The sequence below is a fragment of the Paucihalobacter sp. genome, assembly GCF_036825875.1.
Lineage (GTDB): Bacteria > Bacteroidota > Bacteroidia > Flavobacteriales > Flavobacteriaceae > Paucihalobacter.
Map to the genome: position 1 here is coordinate 1 of NZ_DAISXK010000010.1, position 25134 is coordinate 25134.

Sequence of the window (25134 nt, forward strand, 5' to 3'; positions counted from 1 at the left end):
CTAAATTTAAAGCTGAGGTTTATATCCTTAAAAAAGAAGAAGGTGGTCGTCACACACCATTCCACAATAACTATCGCCCACAGTTCTATGTTCGTACAACTGACGTAACAGGAAACATTGCGTTACCTGATGGAGTTGAAATGGTTATGCCAGGTGATAACTTAACTATTACTGTAGATTTAATCCAGCCTATTGCGATGAATGTTGGTTTACGTTTCGCTATCCGTGAAGGTGGCAGAACCGTAGGTGCTGGTCAGGTGACTGAAATTATTAATTAATTATAAATTACAATATTAAATTAAGGTGTCCACCATTTGGCGGACGCCTTGATTTATATTTACGGGTTTAGCTCAGTTGGTAGAGCACTGGTCTCCAAAACCAGGTGTCGGGAGTTCGAGCCTCTCAACCCGTGCCAAGTACACGAGTAGAGAAGTGAGAAAGAGTTATCTCATCTTTTGCCCTCAAAAAAAAAGAGTAAATGTGCTCTGATAAATTAAATAACACGTACGACCTTAAAGGTCTGAAAATAAATTAAATCAATGGCAGGAATTGTAAACTACGTGAAAGAATCTTTTGATGAATTAAAAAATCATGTAAGCTGGCCAACTTGGGCAGAAGGTCAAAAATTAATGATTTTAGTTGCAGTATTTTCTATAATTTTTTCATTGGCAATTTGGGGTGTGGATACGGTTTTTAGTGGAGTTATCGAGACTTATTTTAGCTGGATAAACTAAAAATAATTAAATGATTATGGCTGAGGCAATCGGAAATAAAAAATGGTATGTAGTTAGAGCGGTAAGCGGTCAAGAGAATAAAATTAAAGATTATATTCTCAATGAAGTAGCACGCTTAGGTTTGCAAGATTATGTAGATCAAGCATTAGTACCTACCGAAAAAGTAATTCAAATAAGAAACGGAAAGAAAATACACAAAGAGCGTGTATATTTTCCTGGATACATAATGATTCAAGCCAATTTAAGTGGTGAGATTCCTCACATAATTAAATCGATTACTAACGTAATTGGTTTCTTAGGTGAGACAAAAGGTGGTGATCCTGTGCCGTTAAGACAATCTGAAGTTAACAGAATGCTTGGTAAAGTAGATGAATTATCTCTTGAGGCTGATGCAAATGTTGCAATTCCATTTACGATTGGAGACACCGTAAAAGTAATTGATGGTCCGTTCAATGGATTTGATGGAACGATTGAAAAAATTAATGAAGAAAAACGTAAGCTCGAAGTTATGGTGAAAATCTTTGGAAGAAAAACACCATTGGAATTAAGTTACATGCAAGTAGAAAAAGTTTAATATAAATTGTTACAATTAAAATAGCATACATCTTAAAGCTTCCAATTAAGATAATGCGTAAATTTTCAGAAAATGGCAAAAGAACTAAGCAAATTAGTCAAATTACAAGTTCGGGGAGGTGCTGCGAATCCGTCGCCACCGGTTGGACCCGCTTTAGGTGCTGCTGGAGTAAATATCATGGAGTTCTGTAAGCAGTTTAATGCTAGAACCCAAGATAAACCAGGTAAAATTTTACCAGTTGTGATTTCTGTTTACAAAGACAAATCATTTGAATTTGTAATAAAAACACCACCAGCTGCAGTACAATTAATGGAAGCGGCCAAAGTGAAAAAAGGATCAGGAGAACCAAACCGAAAGAAAATCGCGAAAGTAACTTGGGATCAAGTTAAAGTTATCGCCGAGGACAAAATGCAGGATTTAAATGCGTTTACATTAGATTCAGCAATGAAAATGGTGGCAGGAACTGCAAGATCAATGGGTATAACCGTTAAAGGCGGAGAAGCTCCAAATTAAAACCTTTTCAAATGGCAAGATTAACAAAAAAGCAAAAAGAAGCTAGAGCTAAAGTTGAAAAAAATAAACTTTACTCTTTGCAAGAAGCTTCAGATTTAGTAAAAGAAATTACTTATACAAAATTTGATGCCTCTGTAGATATCGCTGTAAAATTGGGTGTAGATCCACGAAAAGCAAACCAAATGGTTCGTGGTGTGGTTTCTTTACCTCATGGAACAGGGAAAGACATGAAAGTTTTAGCATTGGTAACTCCAGATAAAGAGGCAGAAGCCAAAGAAGCTGGTGCAGATTACGTTGGTTTAGACGACTATTTACAAAAAATAAAAGACGGCTGGACTGATGTTGATGTAATTATTACCATGCCAAGTATCATGGGTAAATTAGGACCTTTAGGTCGTGTGTTAGGTCCAAGAGGCTTAATGCCGAACCCTAAAACAGGAACTGTTACTATGGATGTGGCTAAAGCTGTAAGTGAAGTAAAGGCAGGTAAAATTGATTTCAAAGTTGATAAAACTGGTATTGTTCATGCTCCAATAGGTAAAGCATCATTTAGTGCTGATAAACTTGCAGGAAATGCGCATGAGTTAATTTCAACTTTAATCAAGTTAAAACCAACAGCATCAAAAGGAACGTACATGAAAAGCATTTTTATTTCAAGTACCATGAGTCCTTCAATTGCTGTAGACCCTAAAATTTAGTAGTTAAAACTTTAATATTATGACAAGAGAAGAAAAATCACAAGTAATTGAAGAATTAACTGCACAACTAGCAGGAAGTCCGGTTATTTATTTAGCGGATATTTCTGGATTGAACGCTTCAGATACTACTAATTTAAGACGTGCTTGTTTTAAAGCGAATGTGACATTAGCAGTTGTTAAAAATACATTATTACACAAAGCAATGGAAGCTTCCGATAAAGACTTTGGCGATTTGCCAACAGTGTTAAAAGGAAACACCTCGGTAATGTATTCAGAAGCTGGAAACGGACCTGCAAAGGTAATTAAAGCTTTCCGTAAAAAATCAGAGAGACCTTTATTAAAAGGTGCATTTATTGAGGAGACTATTTATTTAGGCGACGATTTATTAGATGCTTTAGTAGATATCAAATCAAGAGAAGAATTGATTGGCGATATAGTTGGATTGTTGCAATCTCCAGCTAAAAACGTGATATCAGCACTAAAATCTGGTGGTGGAAAACTAGCAGGAATTTTACAAACCCTATCCGAAAAATAAGGATACAAACAAGTACGCACTTTAAACAAATTATAATTATTAAACATTTTTAAAACGATAGAAAAAATGGCAGATTTAAAAGATTTCGCAGAACAATTAGTGAATTTAACAGTAAAAGAAGTTAATGAATTAGCTAGTATTTTAAAAGAAGAATACGGTATAGAACCTGCTGCTGCAGCTGTTGCAGTTGCTGCAGGTGGTGGCGCTGCTGCTGAAGCAGTAGAAGAGCAGTCTGAATTTACAGTAATGTTAAAAGCAGCTGGTGCTTCTAAATTAGCAGTAGTAAAACTTGTTAAAGAATTAACAGGTCTTGGCTTAAAAGAAGCTAAGGAATTAGTAGATAGCGCACCAAGTGCTATCAAAGAAGGCATTTCTAAAGATGAGGCCGAAGGTCTTAAAACTTCTTTAGAAGAAGCCGGAGCTGAGGTTGAGCTTAAGTAAGTTTAACTAGCCTTACATATCAAGGTTTAGGTCTGGAGTATTGCTCCAAGACCTAAACCATTTTGTGTTATTAAAGTATAGCATAAAAAAATACATTTTTTTTAATCAAAATTTCGTTTATCGATGTTAGCAAAAACAGCTGAAAGATTAAATTTCTCTTCTATTGTAAATAGAACGGAATACCCGGATTTTCTGGATATTCAAATAAAATCCTTCCAGGATTTTTTCCAGTTAGAAACAAAGTCAGAAGAAAGAGGAAACGAAGGCCTTTATAATACCTTCATGGAAAATTTTCCAATAACTGATACACGCAACCAGTTTGTATTAGAGTTTTTGGATTATTTTATCGATCCACCACGATACACTATTGAAGAGTGTATTGAGCGTGGTCTTACTTACAGCGTACCGTTAAAGGCACGTCTGAAATTATATTGTACAGATCCTGAACACGAAGATTTTGAAACCATTGTACAAGACGTTTATCTAGGTACAATTCCTTATATGACACCAAGCGGAACATTTGTAATTAATGGCGCCGAACGTGTTGTGGTGTCTCAGTTACACAGATCACCTGGTGTATTCTTCAGTCAGTCTTTCCATGCTAATGGTACAAAATTATATTCAGCGAGAGTTATCCCTTTCAAAGGTTCTTGGATTGAATTTGCTACCGACATCAACAGTGTGATGTACGCCTATATCGATAGAAAGAAAAAATTACCAGTAACAACGCTTTTCAGAGCTATCGGTTTTGAAAGAGATAAAGACATTTTAGAAATATTTGATCTTGCAGAAGAAATTAAAGTTTCAAAAGCAGCATTAAAAAAATTAATAGGAAGAAAATTAGCCGCAAGAGTTTTAAATACTTGGCATGAGGATTTCGTAGATGAAGATACAGGAGAAGTTGTATCTATTGAAAGAAACGAAATTGTTTTAGATCGTGATACCATCATCGATAAAGATAACATCGAAGAGATTATCGATGCTGATGTTAAAACAGTTTTAATCCACAAAGAAAGTGAACAACAAGGCGATTATGCCATTATTCACAATACCCTTCAAAAGGATCCAACCAACTCTGAAAAAGAAGCGGTTGAACATATATACAGACAATTGCGTAACGCTGAACCGCCAGATGAAGAAACGGCGCGTGGCATTATAGATAAATTGTTCTTTAGTGAGCAACGTTATTCACTTGGTGAAGTTGGTCGTTATAGAATGAACAAGAAATTGGGCCTTGATATCGGTATGGACAAGCAAGTGCTTACCAAAGTTGATATCATTACCATCATTAAATATTTAATTGAGCTTATCAACTCAAAAGCTGAAATTGATGATATCGATCACCTTTCAAACAGACGTGTGCGTACTGTTGGTGAGCAATTGTCATCTCAGTTTGGTGTTGGATTAGCCCGTATGGCTAGAACCATTCGCGAAAGAATGAATGTTCGTGATAACGAAGTTTTTACTCCTATAGATTTGATTAATGCCAAGACTTTGTCTTCGGTTATTAATTCTTTCTTCGGAACAAATCAGTTATCTCAATTCATGGATCAAACAAATCCGCTTGGAGAAATCACTCACAAACGTCGTTTATCGGCATTAGGTCCAGGTGGTTTATCAAGAGAGCGTGCTGGTTTTGAGGTTCGTGACGTTCATTACACGCATTACGGACGCTTGTGTCCTATTGAAACTCCTGAAGGTCCAAACATTGGTTTGATTTCTTCGCTTTCGGTTTATGCTAAAGTGAATTCTATGGGATTCCTTGAAACACCTTACCGCAAGGTTGAAAACGGTGTAGTAGATATAAAAAATGCACCCACTTATTTAAGTGCAGAGGAAGAAGAAGATATGCAAATTGCACAGGCCAACGTTATTGTTGATGCTGATGGGAAAATCCAGAATGATAAAGTTATTGCCCGTCAAGAAGGCGATTTCCCTGTAATTGACCCAATGCAAATCAACTATACCGATGTTGCTCCTAATCAGGTAGCATCTATTTCTGCCTCGTTAATTCCGTTTTTGGAACATGATGATGCCAACCGTGCATTGATGGGGTCAAACATGATGCGTCAGGCTGTACCATTATTAAGACCAGAAGCACCGATTGTTGGTACCGGTTTAGAAAGACAAGTTGCAAAAGACTCGCGCGTTTTAATTAATGCTGAAGGTGCTGGAACTGTAACTTATGTCGATGCTGATAAAATCACAATTGAATACGACCGTACCGAGGAAGAAGCTATGGTGAGTTTTGATAGTAATATTAAAACCTATCCGTTAGTGAAGTTTAGAAAAACTAACCAAGGTACGTCTATCAACCTAAAGCCAATTGTTAAAAAAGGTGATAAGGTTGAAAAAGGACAAGTACTTTGTGAAGGATACGCTACTAAAAATGGCGAATTAGCTTTAGGTAGAAACATGAAAGTTGCATTCATGCCTTGGAAAGGTTATAATTTTGAGGATGCTATTGTGATTTCTGAAAAGGTAGTTAGAGATGATATCTTTACTTCCATTCACATAGATGAATATTCTTTAGATGTTAGAGATACTAAGTTAGGTAATGAAGAACTTACCAACGATATTCCTAATGTTTCTGAAGAAGCAACTAAAGATCTAGACGAAAACGGAATGATTCGTATTGGTGCAGAAATAAAGCCAGGCGATATTCTAATTGGAAAGATTACTCCAAAAGGAGAAAGCGATCCAACTCCGGAAGAAAAATTATTACGTGCCATTTTTGGTGATAAAGCAGGTGATGTTAAAGATGCATCGTTAAAAGCCTCACCATCATTAAACGGTGTTGTAATTGAGAAAAAATTATTTGCAAGAGCAGTAAAAGATAAGCGTAAGAGAGCAAAAGATAAAGAAGACATAGAAGCTTTAGAAGTGCTTTACGATGCACGTTTTGATGAACTTAAAAATATTTTAGTTGATAAATTGTTTGCTATAGTCAATGGAAAAACAGCTCAAGGTATTTATAATGATTTAGGTGAAGAAATTATACCTAAAGGAAAAAAGTATACTTTAAAGATGTTAAATTCGGTTGATGATTATGCACATTTAACTTCTGGAAAATGGACTACCGATGATCAGAGCAATACTTTAGTTGCCGATCTTATTCACAATTATAAGATTAAGGAAAACGATCTACAAGGTTCACTACGTCGTGAGAAATTTACCATATCTGTAGGAGATGAGCTGCCAGCTGGTATCATAAAACTTGCTAAAGTTTACATCGCTAAAAAGCGTAAACTTAAAGTGGGTGATAAAATGGCAGGTCGTCACGGAAATAAAGGTATCGTAGCGCGTATTGTTCGTCAAGAAGATATGCCTTTCTTAGAAGATGGAACACCAGTTGACATTGTTCTTAATCCATTAGGTGTACCCTCACGTATGAACATTGGTCAGATTTACGAAACCGTATTAGGTTGGGCTGGTCAAAAGTTAAATAGAACTTATGCAACGCCAATTTTTGATGGAGCTACTTTAGATCAAATTAATGAATTTACAGATGAAGCTGGAATTCCAAGATTTGGTCACACCTATTTATATGATGGCGGTACGGGCGATCGTTTTGATCAACCTGCAACTGTTGGTGTTATTTATATGATTAAACTAGGTCATATGATTGACGACAAAATGCACGCACGTTCAATTGGACCATACTCACTTATTACGCAGCAACCACTTGGCGGTAAAGCCCAATTTGGAGGTCAGCGTTTTGGAGAAATGGAAGTTTGGGCACTTGAAGCATATGGCGCCTCAAGTACTTTAAGAGAAATCTTGACTGTAAAATCTGACGATGTTATTGGTAGAGCCAAAACTTACGAAGCTATCGTGAAAGGAGAACCAATGCCAGAGCCTGGATTACCAGAATCATTTAACGTGTTAATGCACGAATTAAAAGGTTTGGGATTAGATATTAGATTAGAAGAATAACAAAATAGTTAGCAGTATTCGGTGTGTAGGTTTAACTTCACACCGATTACTTCCCACTCAATACTATAATAAGAAAATGGCAAAAAGACAAGATAATAACACGATACAAAGATTTAATAAAATCTCTATTGGTTTGGCTTCACCAGAATCTGTTTTGGCAGCTTCTCGCGGCGAGGTTCTAAAACCAGAAACTATCAATTATCGAACACACAAACCTGAAAGAGATGGTTTGTTTTGCGAGCGTATTTTTGGTCCTGTTAAGGATTACGAGTGTGCCTGTGGAAAATATAAAAGAATTCGTTACAAAGGAATTGTTTGTGATCGCTGTGGCGTTGAAGTAACTGAAAAGAAGGTGCGTCGTGAAAGAGTAGGTCATATTAACTTAGTAGTACCAGTTGCTCACATCTGGTACTTCCGTTCTTTACCAAACAAAATTGGATATCTTCTTGGATTACCATCTAAGAAATTAGATATGATTATTTACTACGAACGATACGTGGTTATACAACCAGGTAACGCCGTAACTCCAGAAGGTGAAGCTGTTCACAAATTAGACTTTTTAACTGAAGAAGAATACTTAAATATTTTAGAATCGCTTCCAAAAGAAAACCAATATTTAGAAGATACAGACCCTAATAAGTTTATTGCTAAAATGGGCGCTGAATGTTTAATAGAACTTTTGGGAAGAATTGATTTAGAAGAATTGTCGTTTGAATTAAGACACAACGCAAATACTGAAACTTCTAAGCAACGTAAAACGGAAGCCTTAAAAAGACTTCAAGTAGTTGAAGCGTTCAAAGAATCTAATTTAAATAGAGAAAACAAACCAGAATGGATGATTCTGAAGGCTATTCCGGTAATTCCACCAGAATTACGTCCGTTAGTGCCTTTAGATGGTGGTCGTTTTGCTACTTCCGATTTAAACGATTTATACCGACGTGTGATTATTAGAAACAATCGTTTAAAGCGTTTGGTTGAAATAAAAGCACCTGAGGTGATTTTACGTAACGAAAAACGTATGCTACAAGAATCGGTAGACTCGTTATTCGATAATACAAGAAAATCTTCGGCAGTTAAAACAGATTCAAACAGACCACTTAAATCGCTTTCCGATTCTTTAAAAGGTAAGCAAGGTCGTTTCCGTCAAAACCTTTTAGGTAAGCGTGTAGATTACTCAGCACGTTCTGTAATTGTTGTAGGACCAGAATTAAAAATGTATGAGTGCGGATTGCCAAAAGATATGGCTGCTGAACTTTACAAACCTTTCGTTATCAGAAAACTGATAGAAAGAGGTATTGTAAAAACAGTAAAATCGGCTAAGAAAATTATAGACAGAAAAGAACCAGTAGTTTGGGATATTTTAGAAAATGTTCTTAAAGGGCATCCAGTATTATTAAACCGAGCTCCTACTTTGCACAGATTAGGGATTCAAGCTTTTCAACCAAAATTAATTGAAGGAAAAGCAATCCAATTGCACCCATTGGTTACCACCGCATTTAATGCGGATTTTGATGGGGATCAAATGGCGGTTCACTTACCATTAGGCCCAGAAGCAATTCTTGAGGCTCAAATGTTAATGTTGGCCTCGCATAATATTCTTAACCCGGCAAACGGTTCACCAATTACGGTGCCATCACAAGATATGGTTCTAGGTTTATATTACATGACCAAAGAGCGTAAGTCAACTGATAATGTGAAAGTTCAGGGTGAAGGTTTAACTTTTTATTCGCCAGAAGAAGTAGTTATTGCTTACAACGAAAAGCGTGTAGACCTTAATGCGGGCATAAAAGTTAGAACTTTAGACTTCAACGAAAATGGTGATTTGGTTAAACAAATCATTCAAACCACTGTTGGTAGAGTTCTATTTAATGAAAAAGTGCCAGAACGTGCAGGTTACGTAAATGATGTACTTACTAAAAAGTCTTTAAGAGACATTATTGGTAATGTATTAAAAGCTACTAGTGTACCGGAAACAGCTGAGTTTTTAGATGAAATTAAAGACCTTGGTTTCCACTTTGCATTCAAAGGTGGATTGTCATTTAGTTTAGGTGATATTATTATCCCTGCTGAAAAACAAGGAATGATTGATGGTGCCAATCAATTGGTAGAAGGAATCATTGCAAATTATAACATGGGTCTAATTACTAATAACGAACGTTACAATCAGGTAATTGACATCTGGACTTCAACGAATGCCGAATTGACTGAATTGTCTATGAAGCGTATTCGTGAAGATCAACAAGGTTTCAACTCTGTATATATGATGCTTGATTCAGGAGCTCGTGGATCTAAAGAACAGATTCGTCAGCTTACTGGAATGCGTGGTTTAATGGCTAAGCCTAAAAAGTCCAATGCAGGTGGTGGAGAAATCATTGAAAACCCAATTTTATCTAACTTTAAAGAGGGTTTATCAATTTTAGAATACTTTATCTCAACTCACGGTGCGCGTAAAGGTCTTGCCGATACCGCACTTAAAACTGCAGATGCGGGTTACCTAACTAGACGATTGGTAGATGTTTCTCAGGATGTAATAGTTTACGATCAAGATTGTGGTACGCTGAGAGGTGTTGAAGTAAGTGCACTTAAGAAAAATGAAGAAGTCGTCGAAACTTTAGAAGAAAGAATCGTTGGTAGAACATCCTTAAATGACGTTTATAACCCGCTAAATGACGAACTTTTAGTTGAAGCAGGTCATGAAATTTCTGAAGCAATTGCTAAGAAAATTAGTGAAGCACCTATTGAATCTATAGAAGTAAGATCACCGTTATCATGCGAAGCCAAAAAGGGAATTTGCGTAAAATGTTACGGTAGAAATCTTGCAACTGGTAAAACGGTTCAAAGAGGTGAAGCTGTTGGAGTAGTGGCAGCGCAATCTATTGGAGAACCAGGAACGCAGCTTACACTTAGAACATTCCACGTTGGAGGTGTAGCAGGTGGTGTATCTGAAGAGAATAAACTTACTGCTAAGTTTGATGGTATTGCTGAAATTGACGAATTAACGACAGTTAAAGGCGAAACATCCGGTGGCGAACCAGTTGATATTGTAATATCCAGAACGTCTGAATTGAAAATCGTTGAAAAAAGATCGGGTGTTACATTAAGCACAAGTAATATCCCATACGGTTCTCATATTGCCATAAAAAGTGGGGATGTAGTAGCCAAAGGTGATGTCATCTGTAAATGGGATCCATATAACGGCGTAATTATCTCTGAATTTCCAGGAAAAATTGCCTACGAAGATATAGAACAAGGTGTTTCTTACCAAGTAGAAATAGATGAGCAAACCGGATTCCAAGAAAAAGTAATTTCAGAATCGAGAAATAAAAAGTTAATTCCAACACTTTTAATTCAAGATGCAAAAGGCAATACTATCAGGTCATACAATTTACCAGTAGGAGCGCATTTAATGGTTGATAATGGTGAAAAAATTAAAACAGGTAAAGTTTTAGTTAAAATACCACGTCGCTCAGCTAAATCTGGTGATATTACTGGTGGTCTTCCGCGATTAACTGAACTTTTTGAAGCTCGTAATCCTTCCAACCCAGCAGTGGTTAGTGAAATTGATGGCGTGGTTTCATTTGGTAAAATAAAACGTGGAAACAGAGAAATTGTTATTGAATCTAAAACAGGTGATATCCGCAAATATTTGGTAAAATTATCTAGCCAGATTTTAGTACAAGAAAATGACTACGTGAAGGCAGGAATGCCTTTATCTGATGGTTCTGTTACACCTAATGATATATTAAGTATTAAAGGACCTGCAGCTGTACAACAGTATTTGGTGAACGAAGTTCAGGAAGTTTACCGTTTACAAGGTGTGAAAATTAATGACAAACACTTTGAAGTTATTGTACGTCAAATGATGCGTAAGGTTCGTATTATCGATTCTGGAGATACATTATTCTTAGAAGATCAATTGGCTCACGCCTCAGATTTTATTGAAGAAAATGATAAAATTTTCGGAATGAAGGTAATTGAAAATGCAGGTGGATCGCATAATTTAAAACCAGGTCAAATTGTAACCGCCAGACAATTGAGGGATGAAAATTCTTCATTGAGAAGAGAAGATAAGGACCTAGCTACAGCGCGCGATGCACAGCCAGCAACCGCAACTCCAATTCTTCAAGGTATTACAAGAGCATCGCTTCAAACCAAGTCATTTATTTCAGCAGCATCGTTCCAGGAAACTACCAAGGTTCTTAACGAAGCAGCTGTGAATGGTAAAATTGATACGCTAGAAGGATTAAAAGAAAATGTAATTGTTGGTCATAAAATTCCAGCAGGTACAGGTGTTAGACGCTACGATACCATTATTGTAGGTTCTAAAGAAGAATTTAATCAAATGATGAAAGCGAAAGAAGAAATGAATTATAACTAACATAAAAGGCTTCTTTACGGAAGCCTTTTTGTTTTGATAAAAAATCTTTAAATTATGGCAGAAGAAAAGAAAGCCCAGAAAAAACAAGGACAAATCAATATCGAACTAGATGAAAAAGTTGCGGAAGGTATTTATTCTAACTTAGCAATTATCAATCATTCGGTGTCAGAATTTGTGATCGATTTCGTGAGCATTATGCCTGGAACTCCGAAAAGTAAAGTTAAATCCAGAATTATATTAACGCCACAACACGCCAAAAGGCTTTTAAAAGCAATGGCTGAAAACGTTAAGCGTTTTGAAACTGCTCATGGTGAAATAAAGGATTATGAACAACCACCGATTCCTTTAAACTTTGGGCCAACTGGTCAAGCATAAAATGGTAAAAACCCTTAGATTATTTCATCTGAGGGTTTTTTATTTAAAGCAGTTTAGATATTTAAGCCACTTCCATTTTTTTCTTAAAGCACTGTAAAGCTCCCGAAGGGCATTTCTTTACTTGCGACATAATTTTATATGCTGGTGCACCATCTAAATTAATCCACGGTATAACCGTTTGTCTGAAAACAGCAGATAATCCTTTAGCACACTTTTCAGCGTTAATACATTTGCGGGGATTGTAGGTGACAGTAATTTCATCGTTACTAAACACATTTGGATCTGTATTCATTAGTAGCTCAATTTGGGGTTGATACTATATCAAATGTAATCAAAAAATTCGATTAAAAACATAAAACTTCGATAAAATACATATCATAATTTGCTAAGTCTATGAAAAACAAGCTATTTCGTTACACATGCTGCAAGATTTTTCCTATTTAAATTCCGAAGTAAAATGAAATTTAATATTGGGATATTTTTGTTGCGTCATTTGCAAAGAAAAAGCAGAGTCCGCTAAAAACACCAATTGATTTTGTTTGTCTTTTGCTAAAAACCGTTGTTTTACTCTTATAAATTCGAGGTATTCTTCGCTTTTTTCATTATCAGTTTCAATCCAGCAAGCTTTGTGTACGTTCAGGTTTTCGTATGAACATTTTGCACCATATTCGTGTTCTAATCTGTATTGAATAACCTCATATTGTAACGCACCAACGGTTCCGATTACTTTTCTTCCGTTTAGTTCTAAGGTGAACAGCTGTGCAACACCTTCATCCATTAATTGGTCTATACCTTTAAAAAGCTGTTTAGCTTTTAAAGGGTCGGCATTGTTTATATATCTGAAATGCTCAGGTGAAAAACTTGGGATACCCTTGTAGTGAATTTCTTCTCCTTCGGTTAGAGTATCACCAATTTTAAAGTTTCCGGTATCATGTAAACCTACAATATCGCCAGGATATGAAATATCAACAATCTCTTTCTTCTCTGCGAAAAAAGCATTTGGGCTTGAGAATTTAAAGTTTTTACCATGTCGAACATGCAGATAAGGGGTGTTGCGTTTAAACATCCCCGACACTATTTTTACAAATGCTAATCTATCTCTATGGTTAGGATCCATATTGGCATGGATTTTAAATACAAATCCTGAAAACTTATCTTCTTTTGGTTCTACCAAGCGTTCTTCGCTATATTTTGGTTTTGGTTTTGGAGCAATGGCGACAAAACAGTCTAACAATTCTCTTACACCAAAATTATTTAAGGCGGAACCAAAAAACACAGGTTGAAGCTGTGCGTCTAAATAGGTTTGTTGGTCAAATTTAGGGTAAACACCTTCCACTAACTCTAATTCATCCCTTAGAGTATTAGCAGATTTTTCACCGATGAGTTTGTCTAATTCTGGGGTGTTTATATCAGAAATTTCAATGGTTTCTTCAATGTCTTTTCGACTATCACCACTAAATAAATTAACGTTTTGCTCCCAAATATTGTAAATACCCTTGAAATCGTACCCCATTCCTATGGGGAAACTTAGTGGTGTAACAGTCAGGCCGAGCTTTTGTTCAATTTCATCTAACAAGTCAAATGCATCTTTACCTTCACGATCCATTTTGTTAATAAATACAATCATCGGAATTTTTCGCATGCGACAAACTTCAACCAATTTCTCGGTTTGCTCTTCTACACCTTTGGCAACATCAATCACAACAATTACACTGTCTACCGCTGTTAGTGTTCTAAACGTGTCTTCGGCAAAATCTTTGTGGCCAGGCGTATCTAGAATATTAATTTTATAACCATTATATTCAAAAGCCAAAACCGAGGTAGCAACTGATATACCACGTTGGCGCTCGATTTCCATAAAGTCGCTAGTAGCTGCTTTTTTAATTTTGTTATTTTTTACAGCCCCAGCTTCTTGAATGGCACCACCAAATAACAATAATTTTTCGGTAAGTGTTGTTTTTCCAGCATCGGGATGCGAGATGATTCCAAAAGTGCGTCGTCTGTTAATTTCTTCAGTAAAAGTCATAGTTATAAAATGCAAAAGCCGTGCAAAGATACTACTTCAAAATCAAATTATAAGACATGGTTTTTGGGTTTTTAATTTTATGAAAAGATTACAACTTTTTTTATTTTTAGTTGGTATTTTTGTGTGCTATGGAAGAAGAAAAAGTAATTCTAGTTAACGAAAACGACGAGCAAATTGGTACCATGCCAAAGATGGAAGCTCATGAAAAAGCTTTACTTCATAGAGCCTTTTCTGTTTTTGTTTTTAATGAGAATAATGAGCTCATGCTGCAACAGCGCGCGTACTCTAAATATCATTCACCAGGTTTGTGGACCAATACTTGTTGTAGCCATCAACGTGTTGGCGAAACTAATATTGAAGCCGGACGCAGAAGATTACAAGAAGAAATGGGTTTCGTAACCGAATTAAAGGACACCATTTCGTTTATCTACAAAGCACCATTTGATAATGGATTAACCGAACATGAATTTGATCATATTTTGGTAGGTCATTTTAACAATGAGCCCATTTTAAATCCAGACGAAGTTTCCGATTGGAAATGGATGCCGTTAGAAGACGTTAAAAGCGATATGAAAATTCATCCAGAACTTTACACTGAATGGTTTAAGATTATATTCGATAAGTTTTACCAACATTTAATAAGCGCACCACATGAAAGTAACCGTTAGTAGAAGAGCACATTTCAACGCTGCCCACCGTTTATACCGTAAAGACTGGAGTTATCAGAAAAACGATGAAATTTTCGGAAAATGCAACAATCCAAATTATCACGGGCATAATTACGAACTTATAGCGAGTGTAACGGGCAGTATTGATCCAGAAACTGGTTATGTGATAGATGTAAAAGTGTTAAAAGATATAATCAAGCTGGAAGTTGAGGACGCTTTCGACCATAAGAACTTGAATCTTGATGTACCTGAATTCGAAAATTTAAATCCTACAGCCGAAAATATCGTCGTAGTAATTTACAACAAGATCAAAGCTAAATTGGATAAAAATTTAGATTTAGAAGTGACACTTTACGAAACACCTCGTAACTTTGTGCGCTATTCTGGCAATTAAACTATGAGCGTGCAATCGTTTTATCCCTTAAAATTTAGGCCCATTTTAAAAGAAAAAATATGGGGTGGCACTAAATTAAAATCAGTTTTAAATAAACCATCGGTTTCTGAAAATACTGGCGAAAGTTGGGAAATTAGCGATGTTGAAGGTGATACGTCTATTATTGATAATGGCGAATTTTCAGGAAAATCGCTGAGTTGGCTACTAAATAATTTTAGCCATGAAATTTTAGGAGAAAAGAATGCGGTCATATTTGGAACCAAATTTCCTTTACTCATCAAGTTTATCGATGCCAAAGAAGATTTATCTATCCAACTACATCCGAATGATGAATTGGCGGCAAAGCGACACAATTCCTTCGGAAAGACCGAAATGTGGTATGTAATGCAAGCCGATGAAAATGCCAATTTAATTGTTGGGTTCAATCAAAATATGACACCCGAAACCTATCTTCGGCATTTGCAATCTAAAACGCTTACCAAAATTTTAAATTTCGAACTTGTAAAAACTGGTGATACTTTCTTTATTGAAGTTGGTCGTGTGCACGCTATAGGAGCCGGTGTGATGCTGGCAGAAATTCAGCAAACCAGTGATATTACTTACCGGGTTTACGATTGGGATAGAGTAGATGACCAAGGGAATGAACGTGAGCTCCACAACGATTTGGCTATAGATGCTATCAATTTTAAAATGGAGAACAACTATAAGGTAAGTTATTCAAAACAACTAAATACCTCTAACGAGATGGTAACTTGTCCTTATTTTACAACCAATTACATCGATTTGGCTGGTGAAATTGAAAAGCACAATAACCTTGATTCATTTATCATTTATCTATGTGTAGAAGGCGTTTTCACTATAAAAGTAGGTAGTAACATGACTAGAGTTAAACAAGGTGAAACCATATTATTACCAGCAGCTATTAAGACTTATCAGTTATCATCTTCTGAAGCAAAATTATTAGAAGTTTATGTTTAGTTGAAATTACTGATTTATACACTTTATGAGCCACATATTTACTACTTTTGCATCGAAATTAAATAAATCAAATTATGGCTAATAAAAGAAATTTAAAAAAAGATATAAATTACGTTTTGGGCGATATCATTGAAGCTGTTCAAGTATGGGAACTCACCAATGCTGAAAAAGCTACCAAAGAAGGTGATGCGATAATTGACGAAGCTATTGAAGTTTTTGACGAACTAATTGCAAAAGTAAACGATCGTAGTGTTGAAGATAAGAAAGCTCATTTTAAAGCGATTAATACTGAGCTAGAAGCCAAGGGTCGCGCACTTATCGAAAAAATAAACAATTTAGGATAATTAGATTTGCATATTTAAATTTCTAAATTAAATTTGCGGTCTATTAATGCCGATGTAGCTCAGCTGGCTAGAGCAGCTGATTTGTAATCAGCAGGTCGTGGGTTCGAGTCCCTCTATCGGCTCTTAAAATTCCAATACTTAAAAAGTGTTGGATTTTTTTATTTTATAGGGTAAAGGGACAAAAAGTTTATTCTCAAGGACGGTCGAGGGAAGTCACTCTATTTACTCAAATAAAACTCCTATCTTGAAAAAGGATTGAAGTTTTTTAAGGTGTCAACTTAATTGTGGTTGCGTTTCAATTCATCTAAAGTTTCCTTTAGTTTTACTCCATATTTGGATTTTCTAATTTTCGGAGTTAATACTTGATAAATAGTATCTAAGTATTTGATGTTCACGTCGGGTATTTCAGTTAAAGCAAGATACGGCGAAACTTCACTATTCTTATGATTAATTGCAAAATTGATGGTATATAAGTATTTGTTAGTTACCAGTTTGCTATATTGCTTATCATAATTCATTATATAGGTTGAATCTTCTGACGCCTTTTGAAGCTGCTCTTGAATAAGGTCTAAATTTTTATCATTAAACCGCGACATTATTTTTAAATATTCTTCTAGTACTTTTTGTTGTTCGGAACCAGTTACTTTAGCATCAAAAACGAAATTTTTCAGATTAGAATTAACGACAATTTCACCTTTGTCAGCAAAAATGGCCAAAGCATTATTATCACTTTTGCTTTTATTGAGTCTTAGAAACAGCACTTCAGGTTCTGCTAAATCGCGTTCGAATTTAAAAGTATTGTCACCATTAAAATATACCGAATCGATAATCACCATTGTGGTATCCTGAAATTTTTCAAGGTATAAACTTCCTTTTTTAAGGTCTTCTATGGTTCCTGATATTACTAAATCGGCAGGTTTATCGGTACAGCTGAAAATTGCAATAACCGTAAGTAATAAATATAAATTGCGCATTAAGATTTAAATTAGAGTTTGCAAATATCAGTTTTATTTGTTTAAAATTTATCCTGCTGCTGCTATTTTCATAAGTTCGGCACAAAGAATGGCGCCGTAGGTTCCAACAACGTAACCAAAAACTGCCAACAAGGCACCTACAGTTGCCAACGAAGGATGAAAAGCTGCCGCTACAACCGGAGCAGAGGCCGCGCCGCCAACATTTGCTTGACTTCCTACAGCCAAGAAAAAATAAGGTGCTTTTATCAATTTTGCCACTAATATTAATAAGCCTGCATGAATGGCCATCCAAACTAAACCAATCAAAATTAACCCGGGATTTTCTAAAATTTTCCCTAGATCCATCTTCATTCCGATAGTGGCAACCAACACATAAATAAAAATACTTCCTATTTTGCTCGCACCAACGCCTTCGTAGTTACGTGCTTTGGTAAAGGAAAGTAATACGCCAATAAAAGTTGCGATAGAAATTAACCAGAAAAATCCGCTTCCAAATGAAGATAAAGCGCTTTTCGGATTGCTTACCGATTCAAAGTTGGAATACAAAAAACTTGATATATGATCCGCCCCAAAATGGGCTAAACCTACCGCAACAAAAGCAAACATTAAAATAATCATGTAATCAGTTAAAGTGGGGTTGCGGGTAACACTTTTACTAAATTCTTCAACTTTTTGCTGCAATTCGTCTATGGCTGAATTATCGGCTTTTAACCATTTGTCAATTTTCTTCCGTTTTCCTATACCAAGTAATATAACAGCCATCCAAATATTAGCCACGACAATATCAACTAGAACCATACCGCCGTAGAGTTCTTGATTGTATTCATAAATTTCTAACATGGCCGCTTGGTTAGCGCCACCACCAATCCAACTTCCTGCCAAGGTTGCCAAGCCTCGCCATACGGCATCGAAACCTGCACCTCCAACAGTTTCTGGAGAAAATGTAGAAATAATTAAAATGGCTATTGGTCCGCCAATGACGATACCAATTGTGCCAGTGAAAAACATGATGAGTGCCTTCCAGCCTAAATTGAAAATAGCCTTTAAATCTATACTTATAGTTAATAGAACTAAAGAAGCTGGAAGTAAATACCTACTTGCGATATAATAGGTTTGGGTAGTTTCAGCTGAAATGATATTTAATGAATTGAAAATTGCAGGCAACATATAACACATTAAAAGGCCGGGTACTATAGTGTAGAATTTTTTCCAAAAACCTGTTTTGATGGATTCGGTGTAAAAAACAAATCCTAAGCATAGCATTAAAATTCCAAAGACAATCGCGTCATTGGTGAAGATGGTTGGATAGTTCATAATTGTTTTTTGTTAGGGCTGCAAAATACCAAAATTAATATCATAAAAAAAGTGACTATTAGGTCACTCTTTATTTTTTGTGTTGCGGTTGTGTTCTTTTAGATATTGCGACAGCATCCATTCTATTTGGCCATTGGTGCTGCGAAACTCGTCAGCAGCCCATTTTTCAACGGCATTCAGCAGTTCTTCATTTATTCTCAAAGCAAAAGCCTTTTTTTTGGACATTATTTTTTTGATTTGTTAATTTTTCGTTGAAAGTAAATTGCCAAAACAGGTAATGCCACACAAAAACCTACTAAAATTGGCAGAAAATAAGGACTTATGCCTTGTTCTGGAAAATGTGTGCTTATTACAATATTGTGTGTAATATAGCCGAACATTAGGCACATAAAAAAATTGAATATCCTCAAAAATCTAACACTAAATTTGTAATTTTTATGCGCATTTTCCTGTGTAATATTTACGCTGTAATTATGTATATGCGGATATAAGTTTAAAATAAATAATAGAATATAAATTCCAGTAGCAACAGAAGGAATGATAAAAAGTGTGTTTTTACTACCGTAATCATCTGCAATCCCTGCCGCGTTAAAATGTGTTGGTATTATATCTGGTAAGGATTGATACTCCATAAAGACATAACACCACATAATAATAAGAATAGCTATACTAGCTAATTCTGCGATATAATCTACAGTTTCAAAAGGAACTTTTATTTTTGGTCTGTCGCTATACATTACCTGTTTTTTTCTCTTTCAAAAATAATTAGGTTTTGCGCTTGATTGATGTGATTTAATTGCCAACCTTCACGCGCATATTGATTAAGAATATCTTCAATCTTTTGTGCTCGTTTTGTGATGCCTAAACTAGGTGTGATGGTTTTATACTCTTTCATTTTCTAGTGATTTAAAGTTCCAGCATTTACAACGGGCGCAGCTTCTTTATCTCCGCAAAGTACTACCATTAAATTACTGACCATGGCGGCTTTGCGTTCATCATCTAAGTCCACAACTTTCTTTTTGCTCAGTTGGTCAATAGCCATTTCAACCATACTAACAGCACCTTCAACAATTTTATGTCTTGCCGCAACAATGGCCGTGGCTTGCTGTCTTTTAAGCATGGCATTGGCAATTTCCTGAGCGTATGCGAGATAACCAATGCGCGCTTCTAACACTTCAATACCAGCGATTAGTAAACGTTCTTCAATTTCTTTTTCAAGTGCTTCACTTACTTCGTTAACGCTGGAACGTAAGGTGATGTCTTCATCATGACCTTCATCAGCAAAATTATCGTAAGGATACATGCTCGCTAATTTTCTAACCGCTGCATCGGTTTGCACACGGACAAAATTTTCGAAATTGTCAACGTCAAAGGCTGCTTTGTAAGTGTCAAAAACCCGCCAAACCAAAATGGTACTGATCATTATGGGATTACCAAGTTTATCGTTTACTTTAAGTCGTTCGCTATCAAAATTGCTAGCCCTTAATGAAATTTTCTTTTTGGTATAAAAAGGATTTACCCAATAAAATCCATTTTTCTTAATGGTGCCGACGTACTCACCAAATAACAAAAGTACACGCGAATTGTTGGGTTGAACCATTACAAATCCAAAAGCCATAAAGAGCGAAGCTACAACCAGTAATACGATTAATGGGTGTCTAAATGCGACTAATAAAGCAATACTTCCAAAAAACATGGCTATAAACATAAAAAGCATAAAGTAGCCATTTGCAAGTTCAATAATTTTTTCTTCTTTCATTTTTTTAAATTTTAGGTTGAATCATTATGGTATTAAAATGATATCGTAAAGATATATAAAAATTACGATTGTGCAAATAAAATTTTTGTTGCTTAATAAAAATAAGAAGACCAATAAAATAAATTAGAGAAATTATATCTCCTTAAGATAATTTAAATAAAACAAAAAGTTAAATAGAAGAAATTACCAAACAAGATTTGTGTTTGGCATGAGATTTGATTTTTATATTATAGTTTATTGTGAAACATTATTTTTGAATATCTTTTCAAAAAGTTTCATAGTAAGTTGGTTGGTTAGTAAAAAGCACCGTGGTTGGTGCTTTTTTTTATTTATTGAGTTTGTCAATAAAAGTTGTTATAGTGGTGATCAACTCCGGATTTATTTTTCTAAAACCTTCGTTATAGGATTTGGAATTTTCTAAATCGTCTCCATCAATGGTAAACAATACGTGATTCATATTATCTATAATTACGATTTCAGAATTTGGCAAAGCTTCATTCAGTAGTTTTGCTTCTTCAACTGAAACTTGTAAATCTTTGGTGCCATTAACAATTAGCACAGGTATTTCGAGGCTGGAAATGATTTCAGCGGGATTGTACTGCATCCAGTTCATCATAAACGGTTGTAATTCTATGTTGAAAAGCGAAGCTAGTGCTGGAGAATAGTCAGTAGTGGTTTTTCCAGATTTCAAAATACCGAACACACGTTTGGTTTCTTCAATAAAAAATGGTGCCGTTTTGCCAACTTGTTCCGTGATAACCATGCTTATGTCTTGTCCTGCACCAGCTAATGAAATAAAAGCATCGGCTTTGCTTGAGGCCAGCATTCCTACCAAACTTCCTTGACTGTGTCCTATTACTACAATATTTTTATACGTATTTTTTTCATTGAAATAATCCACAATATTTTGGGCGTCGGTTACAAAATCGTCAAACATAATATTAGGATCAACCTTGCCTTTAAGAATTTGTTTTACTACGCGCTTGTCGTATCTAAAGGTAGCGATGTTATGTTTGGTTAAGGATTCGGCCAATGATTTAAGCGAATTGCTTTTCATGAAATTCTGATTCCCATTTCTATCGGTTGGTCCGGATCCTGCAATGATGATGGCTAAGGTTGTTGCAGTGTTATTGTCAAGTTCAAGTAAGGTACCATCTATATGTTCACTAATAGCAATTTCTTGACTTTTGAAATTATCTGTTTGAGAAGAAGCACTAAACACTTGAAGCAGGAAAAAGAATGCGATGATGAATTTCATAAGTATGTGTTTAATGATGTCTTGATTTATAAAATAATATTCTGAATCTAAAGTACGTAAAATCCTTTCCGATATTGTATTTAATTATACAATGTATGTCAATTTAATAGATAAATTAAATCTCAAGATTATGCATTTCATCGATTATAAGTGATATTATGTCTTTAAATGTTAAATTATCATGTATTTCATCGATTAAATATGTTTTTAAACGTCACAATTAAAATATAATATTACTTTTGAAGTGTACTAAAATTTAGTTTTTAGTTCAATGGATTAATTAATTAATATTTGCATATGTTGTTGATGTTAGAGACCCTAAATCTACTGCATATATAAAGCAAATTAGGGAAACCGAGGTTGAGGGACCTCGGTTTTCTATTTTATATACCTAAAGGTTAAATTAATTCGTGGCTGAATAGATTGTTTCGTTTTCGCAATTTGATGTAACCAATGGTGTTGCATTTCACCTTTCATTATTAGTAAGCTGCCGTGGTTCAGAATTAACTTGTATTTTTCATTTAACAGTTTTCTATGTTTAAAATGAAATGGTCTTTCTTCACCAAAACTGACCGATGCAATTACGGGGTTAGTTCCTAATTCTTTTTCGTTATCAGCATGCCAACCATTGCTGTCTTGTCCGTCGCGATATAAATTGAGAAGCACAATATTGAATGTTGTTTCAGCGATTAGTTCCACTTCATTTTTAATTTGTTCAAGTAGTGCTGTGAATTTTTTTGGATACATGGTTATATTCGAATAGGAATAAGATTTTTCAGTACTACCATAAAGCGCCGTCAGTCGCGGCTGTTTGTAGGTTTTGCCAAATACCCTAATATCATCATGCTGCCAGTCGGTATCCTTAAATAGGTTGTTAAAAAAAACATCGGCAATTGACTTGTTGTAAAAATTTGGAATATAAATTAATTCAGCATTGGGTAGTTGAAGGTGTGTTTTTTCAGAATTGAATAAAGTCATCAAGCAATTTTTATCTAAATTAGCTAAAAGAAATGCAAATGCGCAAAAACATTTTTCAAAAAGTTCAATGTATTCTTTGGTTTCAATGCATTTGTTTTTTCGCTTCAGCGCAGCTACCCGAAGGGTTTGTTTACGTTAAAGAAGCTATTCCCGATATAGAAGTATCCTTAAGTTATTTCGGCACCGAAAATTTTGTAGGCGATACGATTAATGGATATCGTGCGCATAAATTAATATTAAGTTCGGCCTCAGCAAAAGCTTTGGCAAAAGTACATGCCGAACTTCAATCGAAAAACTTGTGCCTTCTAGTATTTGATGGTTATAGGCCGCAAACAGCTGTGAATCATTTTGTAAATTGGGCTAAAGATTTGAATGATACGCTTCAAAAATCTAAATTTTATCCAAAAGTAGAAAAGCGGTATTTGTTCCGGGATGGTTATATCGCGTCGCGTTCTGGTCATAGCCGAGGCAGCACTATCGATCTTACGCTTATTGATGGCAACACAGGCAAACAGTTAGATATGGGAACGCCTTTTGACTTTTTCGGCTTAGAGTCCGCCGTGAATTATAAAGAATTAAGTTTGGAGCAGAAATCTAATAGAGCAATATTGCAACATGTCATGCAAAAACACGGATTTAGAAACTATCCTCAGGAATGGTGGCATTTTACCTTGCGAAATGAACCGTTTCCAGATACGTATTTTGATTTTTTTGTAGAATAGATTAGAACGTTACAAATACCAATAAGCCCAAAACATCAAGCCAAATTGTAACGGAATTCTTAATATTAAAATCCATTGCGGTATACCTGCCGAAGCTTTTTTTCCAGATAACATATACAAATGTACAAGCAAAAACACAGCAAGCATTGACATAATCCCATAAATTGAAATCACTTTTAAAGCGGGAATACAGAGAGAAATGCCTAGTGCAATTTCGGCAGCGCCACTCAAATAAACTAGTAATTTATGATTTGGCAGATAGCGTGGCATGATGCGCATGTATGCTTTAGGTTTGATAAAATGCATTATTCCGGCAAAAACATACATAAGTGCCATAATATAAAAGTGGATAGGTTCAGTCATTTTTATAAGTATTAAAGTTAATGCCAATACCGTAATTTTTGAAGTCGTTATTGAGTAAAGTTGAGGTAAAGCCATTATTTTTTTTGAAGGCAATCCAAGAATTATCGGCTATAAACACGCGTTTTATAAAGGTGCGAGATGCTTCAATTTTATCAGTAAACGGCAATAATGGTCTAAAATTAGTCGGAATATTAATCACATCATCGCCCGATTTAATTTCCTTGTATTTTTTATTTGGCAGTAGTTTATCATTATCGTCGGTATAACCTAAAACTTGTAGCGAAATAAATACACCCTCTTTGGGGATAAAAATACTGTAGTTGCTTAGATCTAATTCATAAAAATTACCATCTTTTTCATTGGCAACAAAAACGATGTTTTGATTGGTAATTTCTTTTCCTGGAATACCATTATTATTTCGATAGAATTTCACCTTAAATAGGGTAGAAAATTCATATTTTTCAGCATTAGAAACTTTACGCTTATTCCAATCTTTAGATTCTGGTGTAATAGGAAATTGAACAGAAGTGATTTTCCTTGTTTTTGAATCATCAAATTGAAACAATACAGCAATTTCAGATTCTATAGTTGGCAGCCAGCAGTTGTAATAATCGTCGTCTAAATAGGGTTTAAGTTTTTCTTTTTTGAATTTCTTATTCAACTTTACACTTAGTACCACTTCGTCTAGCGTAGCAGTTTCTGAAGTTAAAAAAATTTCATTGTTCAGATTAACAGTAGCAATAGAAATCTTGGTATAACCTAAGGCGGAAATAAAAAGAGAATCGATATCTGGATATATATTATTGTTAAAAATAAAAATGCCTTCGTCATCGGCAAATAAGCCTTGACCATTACCAAATGCCACGGTTGCAAAAGATACTGGTAGTTTGTTTTCTTTATCTAAAATTTGAATTTGAGCCAATGTACCTTGGCAACAACAAAAAAAGATAACAATAAACCTGAACATAGAGTAGTATTAAGAGAAGGCTAAGGTATCAAAATATTAATCAATGGCGTTTTTTGTAATAAAGTATCTCCAACCAATAATGGCTAGCTGCCATTTTTTTGCTTTAGAAAGATCTAGTTTTTGTTTGGTAAAACTAGGTAGCAGTAATTTGTTGAGCGAGGCTAAAAATTTATAAATTAATTTTGTCATGTTTTATGCTACAAAT

27 protein-coding genes, 2 tRNA genes and 1 pseudogene are annotated in these 25134 nt (G+C 35.2%); 17 read left to right on the forward strand and 13 right to left on the reverse strand.

Translation table 11 applies throughout. The annotated features are described in order from the left end of the window. The 11 genes and pseudogenes from tuf to V7Z48_RS04635 form a co-directional block, all read left to right on the forward strand. Positions 1–278 (forward strand): annotated as a pseudogene (tuf, locus tag V7Z48_RS04585) (elongation factor Tu); the annotation flags it as partial. A 61-nt stretch (positions 279–339) separates the two neighbouring features. Further along, positions 340–415, forward strand: a tRNA-Trp gene (locus tag V7Z48_RS04590). A 124-nt stretch (positions 416–539) separates the two neighbouring features. Next, on the forward strand, positions 540–734 hold the full coding sequence (gene secE, locus V7Z48_RS04595) for a preprotein translocase subunit SecE (RefSeq protein WP_334112222.1): 195 nt from the start codon (positions 540–542) through the stop codon (positions 732–734). Between the two features lie 16 nt (positions 735–750). After that, positions 751–1308, forward strand: coding sequence for a transcription termination/antitermination protein NusG (gene nusG / locus V7Z48_RS04600; protein WP_334112223.1), 558 nt, complete (start codon positions 751–753; stop codon positions 1306–1308). A 72-nt stretch (positions 1309–1380) separates the two neighbouring features. After that, entirely contained in the window at positions 1381–1821 is a 441-nt protein-coding gene (gene rplK / locus V7Z48_RS04605) for a 50S ribosomal protein L11 (RefSeq protein ID WP_334112224.1), read from the forward strand. Positions 1822–1832: 11 nt separating this feature from the next. Continuing rightward, the gene (gene rplA, locus V7Z48_RS04610; RefSeq protein ID WP_334112225.1) at positions 1833–2519 is read left to right on the forward strand and encodes a 50S ribosomal protein L1; all 687 of its coding nucleotides are present in this window, start codon (positions 1833–1835) and stop codon (positions 2517–2519) included. A 19-nt stretch (positions 2520–2538) separates the two neighbouring features. After that, positions 2539–3054 (forward strand): 50S ribosomal protein L10, encoded by a 516-nt coding sequence (gene rplJ, locus V7Z48_RS04615; protein WP_334112226.1) that lies wholly within the window; start codon positions 2539–2541, stop codon positions 3052–3054. A gap of 66 nt (positions 3055–3120) precedes the next feature. Beyond that, positions 3121–3495, forward strand: coding sequence for a 50S ribosomal protein L7/L12 (rplL, locus tag V7Z48_RS04620; protein ID WP_334112227.1), 375 nt, complete (start codon positions 3121–3123; stop codon positions 3493–3495). A 123-nt stretch (positions 3496–3618) separates the two neighbouring features. Further along, positions 3619–7431, forward strand: coding sequence for a DNA-directed RNA polymerase subunit beta (gene rpoB / locus V7Z48_RS04625; protein WP_334112228.1), 3813 nt, complete (start codon positions 3619–3621; stop codon positions 7429–7431). A 76-nt stretch (positions 7432–7507) separates the two neighbouring features. Continuing rightward, positions 7508–11809 carry a DNA-directed RNA polymerase subunit beta' gene (gene rpoC / locus V7Z48_RS04630; protein WP_334112229.1) on the forward strand — a complete coding sequence of 1434 codons (4302 nt, stop codon included), beginning with the start codon at positions 7508–7510 and terminating at the stop codon, positions 11807–11809. A 54-nt stretch (positions 11810–11863) separates the two neighbouring features. Continuing rightward, positions 11864–12184: a DUF3467 domain-containing protein gene (locus tag V7Z48_RS04635; protein WP_334112230.1), complete on the forward strand. Its 321-nt coding sequence runs from the start codon at positions 11864–11866 to the stop codon at positions 12182–12184. 61 nt (positions 12185–12245) lie between these two features. Here the strand turns inward: V7Z48_RS04635 and V7Z48_RS04640 are convergent, their stop codons facing one another. Continuing rightward, on the reverse strand, positions 12246–12476 hold the full coding sequence (locus V7Z48_RS04640) for a (4Fe-4S)-binding protein (protein WP_334112231.1): 231 nt from the start codon (positions 12474–12476) through the stop codon (positions 12246–12248). A gap of 144 nt (positions 12477–12620) precedes the next feature. Then, the gene (locus tag V7Z48_RS04645; RefSeq protein ID WP_334112232.1) at positions 12621–14210 is read right to left on the reverse strand and encodes a peptide chain release factor 3; all 1590 of its coding nucleotides are present in this window, start codon (positions 14208–14210) and stop codon (positions 12621–12623) included. Between the two features lie 128 nt (positions 14211–14338). Between V7Z48_RS04645 and idi the strand changes: the two genes are divergently transcribed. From idi to V7Z48_RS04670, 5 genes are all read left to right on the forward strand, one after another. Then, the gene (gene idi / locus V7Z48_RS04650; RefSeq protein WP_334112233.1) at positions 14339–14878 is read left to right on the forward strand and encodes an isopentenyl-diphosphate Delta-isomerase; all 540 of its coding nucleotides are present in this window, start codon (positions 14339–14341) and stop codon (positions 14876–14878) included. Continuing rightward, positions 14862–15272, forward strand: a complete 411-nt coding sequence (locus V7Z48_RS04655) for a 6-pyruvoyl trahydropterin synthase family protein (RefSeq protein ID WP_334112234.1) — start codon at positions 14862–14864, stop codon at positions 15270–15272. Before idi ends, V7Z48_RS04655 begins: the two co-directional genes overlap by 17 nt. 9 nt (positions 15273–15281) lie before the next feature. Continuing rightward, positions 15282–16250, forward strand: coding sequence for a type I phosphomannose isomerase catalytic subunit (locus tag V7Z48_RS04660; protein WP_442954709.1), 969 nt, complete (start codon positions 15282–15284; stop codon positions 16248–16250). A gap of 74 nt (positions 16251–16324) precedes the next feature. Beyond that, positions 16325–16594, forward strand: coding sequence for a hypothetical protein (locus V7Z48_RS04665; protein WP_334112236.1), 270 nt, complete (start codon positions 16325–16327; stop codon positions 16592–16594). Positions 16595–16642: 48 nt separating this feature from the next. After that, positions 16643–16716, forward strand: a tRNA-Thr gene (locus V7Z48_RS04670). A 156-nt stretch (positions 16717–16872) separates the two neighbouring features. Here the strand turns inward: V7Z48_RS04670 and V7Z48_RS04675 are convergent. The 8 genes from V7Z48_RS04675 to V7Z48_RS04710 form a co-directional block, all read right to left on the reverse strand. Then, positions 16873–17568, reverse strand: a complete 696-nt coding sequence (locus tag V7Z48_RS04675) for a DUF4369 domain-containing protein (RefSeq protein WP_334112237.1) — start codon at positions 17566–17568, stop codon at positions 16873–16875. Positions 17569–17616: 48 nt separating this feature from the next. After that, a complete protein-coding gene (locus V7Z48_RS04680; protein ID WP_334112238.1) occupies positions 17617–18882 on the reverse strand; it encodes a DUF819 family protein in 1266 nt (421 codons plus the stop codon). Between the two features lie 63 nt (positions 18883–18945). After that, entirely contained in the window at positions 18946–19107 is a 162-nt protein-coding gene (locus V7Z48_RS04685) for an Arc family DNA binding domain-containing protein (protein ID WP_334112239.1), read from the reverse strand. Next, on the reverse strand, positions 19107–19619 hold the full coding sequence (locus tag V7Z48_RS04690; protein WP_334112240.1) for a DUF1648 domain-containing protein: 513 nt from the start codon (positions 19617–19619) through the stop codon (positions 19107–19109). Before V7Z48_RS04690 ends, V7Z48_RS04685 begins: the two co-directional genes overlap by 1 nt. Further along, positions 19619–19777: a DUF4177 domain-containing protein gene (locus V7Z48_RS04695; RefSeq protein WP_334112241.1), complete on the reverse strand. Its 159-nt coding sequence runs from the start codon at positions 19775–19777 to the stop codon at positions 19619–19621. Before V7Z48_RS04695 ends, V7Z48_RS04690 begins: the two co-directional genes overlap by 1 nt. Positions 19778–19780: 3 nt before the next feature. Continuing rightward, entirely contained in the window at positions 19781–20641 is an 861-nt protein-coding gene (locus V7Z48_RS04700) for an SPFH domain-containing protein (RefSeq protein WP_334112242.1), read from the reverse strand. 325 nt (positions 20642–20966) lie between these two features. Beyond that, positions 20967–21899: an alpha/beta hydrolase gene (locus tag V7Z48_RS04705; RefSeq protein WP_334112243.1), complete on the reverse strand. Its 933-nt coding sequence runs from the start codon at positions 21897–21899 to the stop codon at positions 20967–20969. Positions 21900–22277: 378 nt separating this feature from the next. Continuing rightward, positions 22278–22877: an alpha-ketoglutarate-dependent dioxygenase AlkB family protein gene (locus V7Z48_RS04710; protein WP_334112244.1), complete on the reverse strand. Its 600-nt coding sequence runs from the start codon at positions 22875–22877 to the stop codon at positions 22278–22280. Positions 22878–22915: 38 nt separating this feature from the next. Here V7Z48_RS04710 and V7Z48_RS04715 point away from each other — a divergent pair, with 38 nt between their 5' ends. Further along, positions 22916–23599, forward strand: a complete 684-nt coding sequence (locus V7Z48_RS04715; RefSeq protein WP_334112245.1) for a M15 family metallopeptidase — start codon at positions 22916–22918, stop codon at positions 23597–23599. Positions 23600–23608: 9 nt separating this feature from the next. Here V7Z48_RS04715 and V7Z48_RS04720 read toward each other — a convergent pair whose 3' ends face one another. Genes V7Z48_RS04720 through V7Z48_RS04730 form a run of 3 tightly spaced genes read right to left on the reverse strand, consistent with a single transcriptional unit; the run spans position 23609 to position 25118 of the window. Next, positions 23609–23962, reverse strand: a complete 354-nt coding sequence (locus V7Z48_RS04720) for a DoxX family protein (RefSeq protein ID WP_334112246.1) — start codon at positions 23960–23962, stop codon at positions 23609–23611. After that, a complete protein-coding gene (locus V7Z48_RS04725) occupies positions 23955–24929 on the reverse strand; it encodes a hypothetical protein (protein ID WP_334112247.1) in 975 nt (324 codons plus the stop codon). The genes V7Z48_RS04720 and V7Z48_RS04725 overlap by 8 nt, the downstream gene beginning before the upstream one ends. Before the next feature lie 36 nt (positions 24930–24965). After that, entirely contained in the window at positions 24966–25118 is a 153-nt protein-coding gene (locus V7Z48_RS04730; protein ID WP_334112248.1) for an SsrA-binding protein, read from the reverse strand. Positions 25119–25134: the final 16 nt, after the last annotated feature.

Bases quoted from the DNA above. Each gene is read 5' to 3' on its own strand.
- V7Z48_RS04635 (WP_334112230.1), top strand. From the start codon at position 11,864: ATGGCAGAAGAAAAGAAAGCCCAGAAAAAACAAGGACAAATCAATATC.
- V7Z48_RS04730 (WP_334112248.1), bottom strand. From the start codon at position 25,118: ATGACAAAATTAATTTATAAATTTTTAGCCTCGCTCAACAAATTACTG.
- rplL (WP_334112227.1), top strand. From the start codon at position 3,121: ATGGCAGATTTAAAAGATTTCGCAGAACAATTAGTGAATTTAACAGTA.
- nusG (WP_334112223.1), top strand. From the start codon at position 751: ATGGCTGAGGCAATCGGAAATAAAAAATGGTATGTAGTTAGAGCGGTA.
- V7Z48_RS04685 (WP_334112239.1), bottom strand. From the start codon at position 19,107: ATGTCCAAAAAAAAGGCTTTTGCTTTGAGAATAAATGAAGAACTGCTG.
- V7Z48_RS04700 (WP_334112242.1), bottom strand. From the start codon at position 20,641: ATGAAAGAAGAAAAAATTATTGAACTTGCAAATGGCTACTTTATGCTT.
- rpoC (WP_334112229.1), top strand. From the start codon at position 7,508: ATGGCAAAAAGACAAGATAATAACACGATACAAAGATTTAATAAAATC.
- V7Z48_RS04710 (WP_334112244.1), bottom strand. From the start codon at position 22,877: ATGACTTTATTCAATTCTGAAAAAACACACCTTCAACTACCCAATGCT.
- V7Z48_RS04705 (WP_334112243.1), bottom strand. From the start codon at position 21,899: ATGAAATTCATCATCGCATTCTTTTTCCTGCTTCAAGTGTTTAGTGCT.
- idi (WP_334112233.1), top strand. From the start codon at position 14,339: ATGGAAGAAGAAAAAGTAATTCTAGTTAACGAAAACGACGAGCAAATT.
- rplA (WP_334112225.1), top strand. From the start codon at position 1,833: ATGGCAAGATTAACAAAAAAGCAAAAAGAAGCTAGAGCTAAAGTTGAA.
- V7Z48_RS04715 (WP_334112245.1), top strand. From the start codon at position 22,916: ATGCGCAAAAACATTTTTCAAAAAGTTCAATGTATTCTTTGGTTTCAA.
- V7Z48_RS04690 (WP_334112240.1), bottom strand. From the start codon at position 19,619: ATGTATAGCGACAGACCAAAAATAAAAGTTCCTTTTGAAACTGTAGAT.
- V7Z48_RS04695 (WP_334112241.1), bottom strand. From the start codon at position 19,777: ATGAAAGAGTATAAAACCATCACACCTAGTTTAGGCATCACAAAACGA.
- V7Z48_RS04655 (WP_334112234.1), top strand. From the start codon at position 14,862: ATGAAAGTAACCGTTAGTAGAAGAGCACATTTCAACGCTGCCCACCGT.
- V7Z48_RS04645 (WP_334112232.1), bottom strand. From the start codon at position 14,210: ATGACTTTTACTGAAGAAATTAACAGACGACGCACTTTTGGAATCATC.
- V7Z48_RS04725 (WP_334112247.1), bottom strand. From the start codon at position 24,929: ATGTTCAGGTTTATTGTTATCTTTTTTTGTTGTTGCCAAGGTACATTG.
- rplJ (WP_334112226.1), top strand. From the start codon at position 2,539: ATGACAAGAGAAGAAAAATCACAAGTAATTGAAGAATTAACTGCACAA.
- rpoB (WP_334112228.1), top strand. From the start codon at position 3,619: ATGTTAGCAAAAACAGCTGAAAGATTAAATTTCTCTTCTATTGTAAAT.
- rplK (WP_334112224.1), top strand. From the start codon at position 1,381: ATGGCAAAAGAACTAAGCAAATTAGTCAAATTACAAGTTCGGGGAGGT.
- secE (WP_334112222.1), top strand. From the start codon at position 540: ATGGCAGGAATTGTAAACTACGTGAAAGAATCTTTTGATGAATTAAAA.
- V7Z48_RS04720 (WP_334112246.1), bottom strand. From the start codon at position 23,962: ATGACTGAACCTATCCACTTTTATATTATGGCACTTATGTATGTTTTT.
- V7Z48_RS04665 (WP_334112236.1), top strand. From the start codon at position 16,325: ATGGCTAATAAAAGAAATTTAAAAAAAGATATAAATTACGTTTTGGGC.
- V7Z48_RS04675 (WP_334112237.1), bottom strand. From the start codon at position 17,568: ATGCGCAATTTATATTTATTACTTACGGTTATTGCAATTTTCAGCTGT.
- V7Z48_RS04640 (WP_334112231.1), bottom strand. From the start codon at position 12,476: ATGAATACAGATCCAAATGTGTTTAGTAACGATGAAATTACTGTCACC.
- V7Z48_RS04680 (WP_334112238.1), bottom strand. From the start codon at position 18,882: ATGAACTATCCAACCATCTTCACCAATGACGCGATTGTCTTTGGAATT.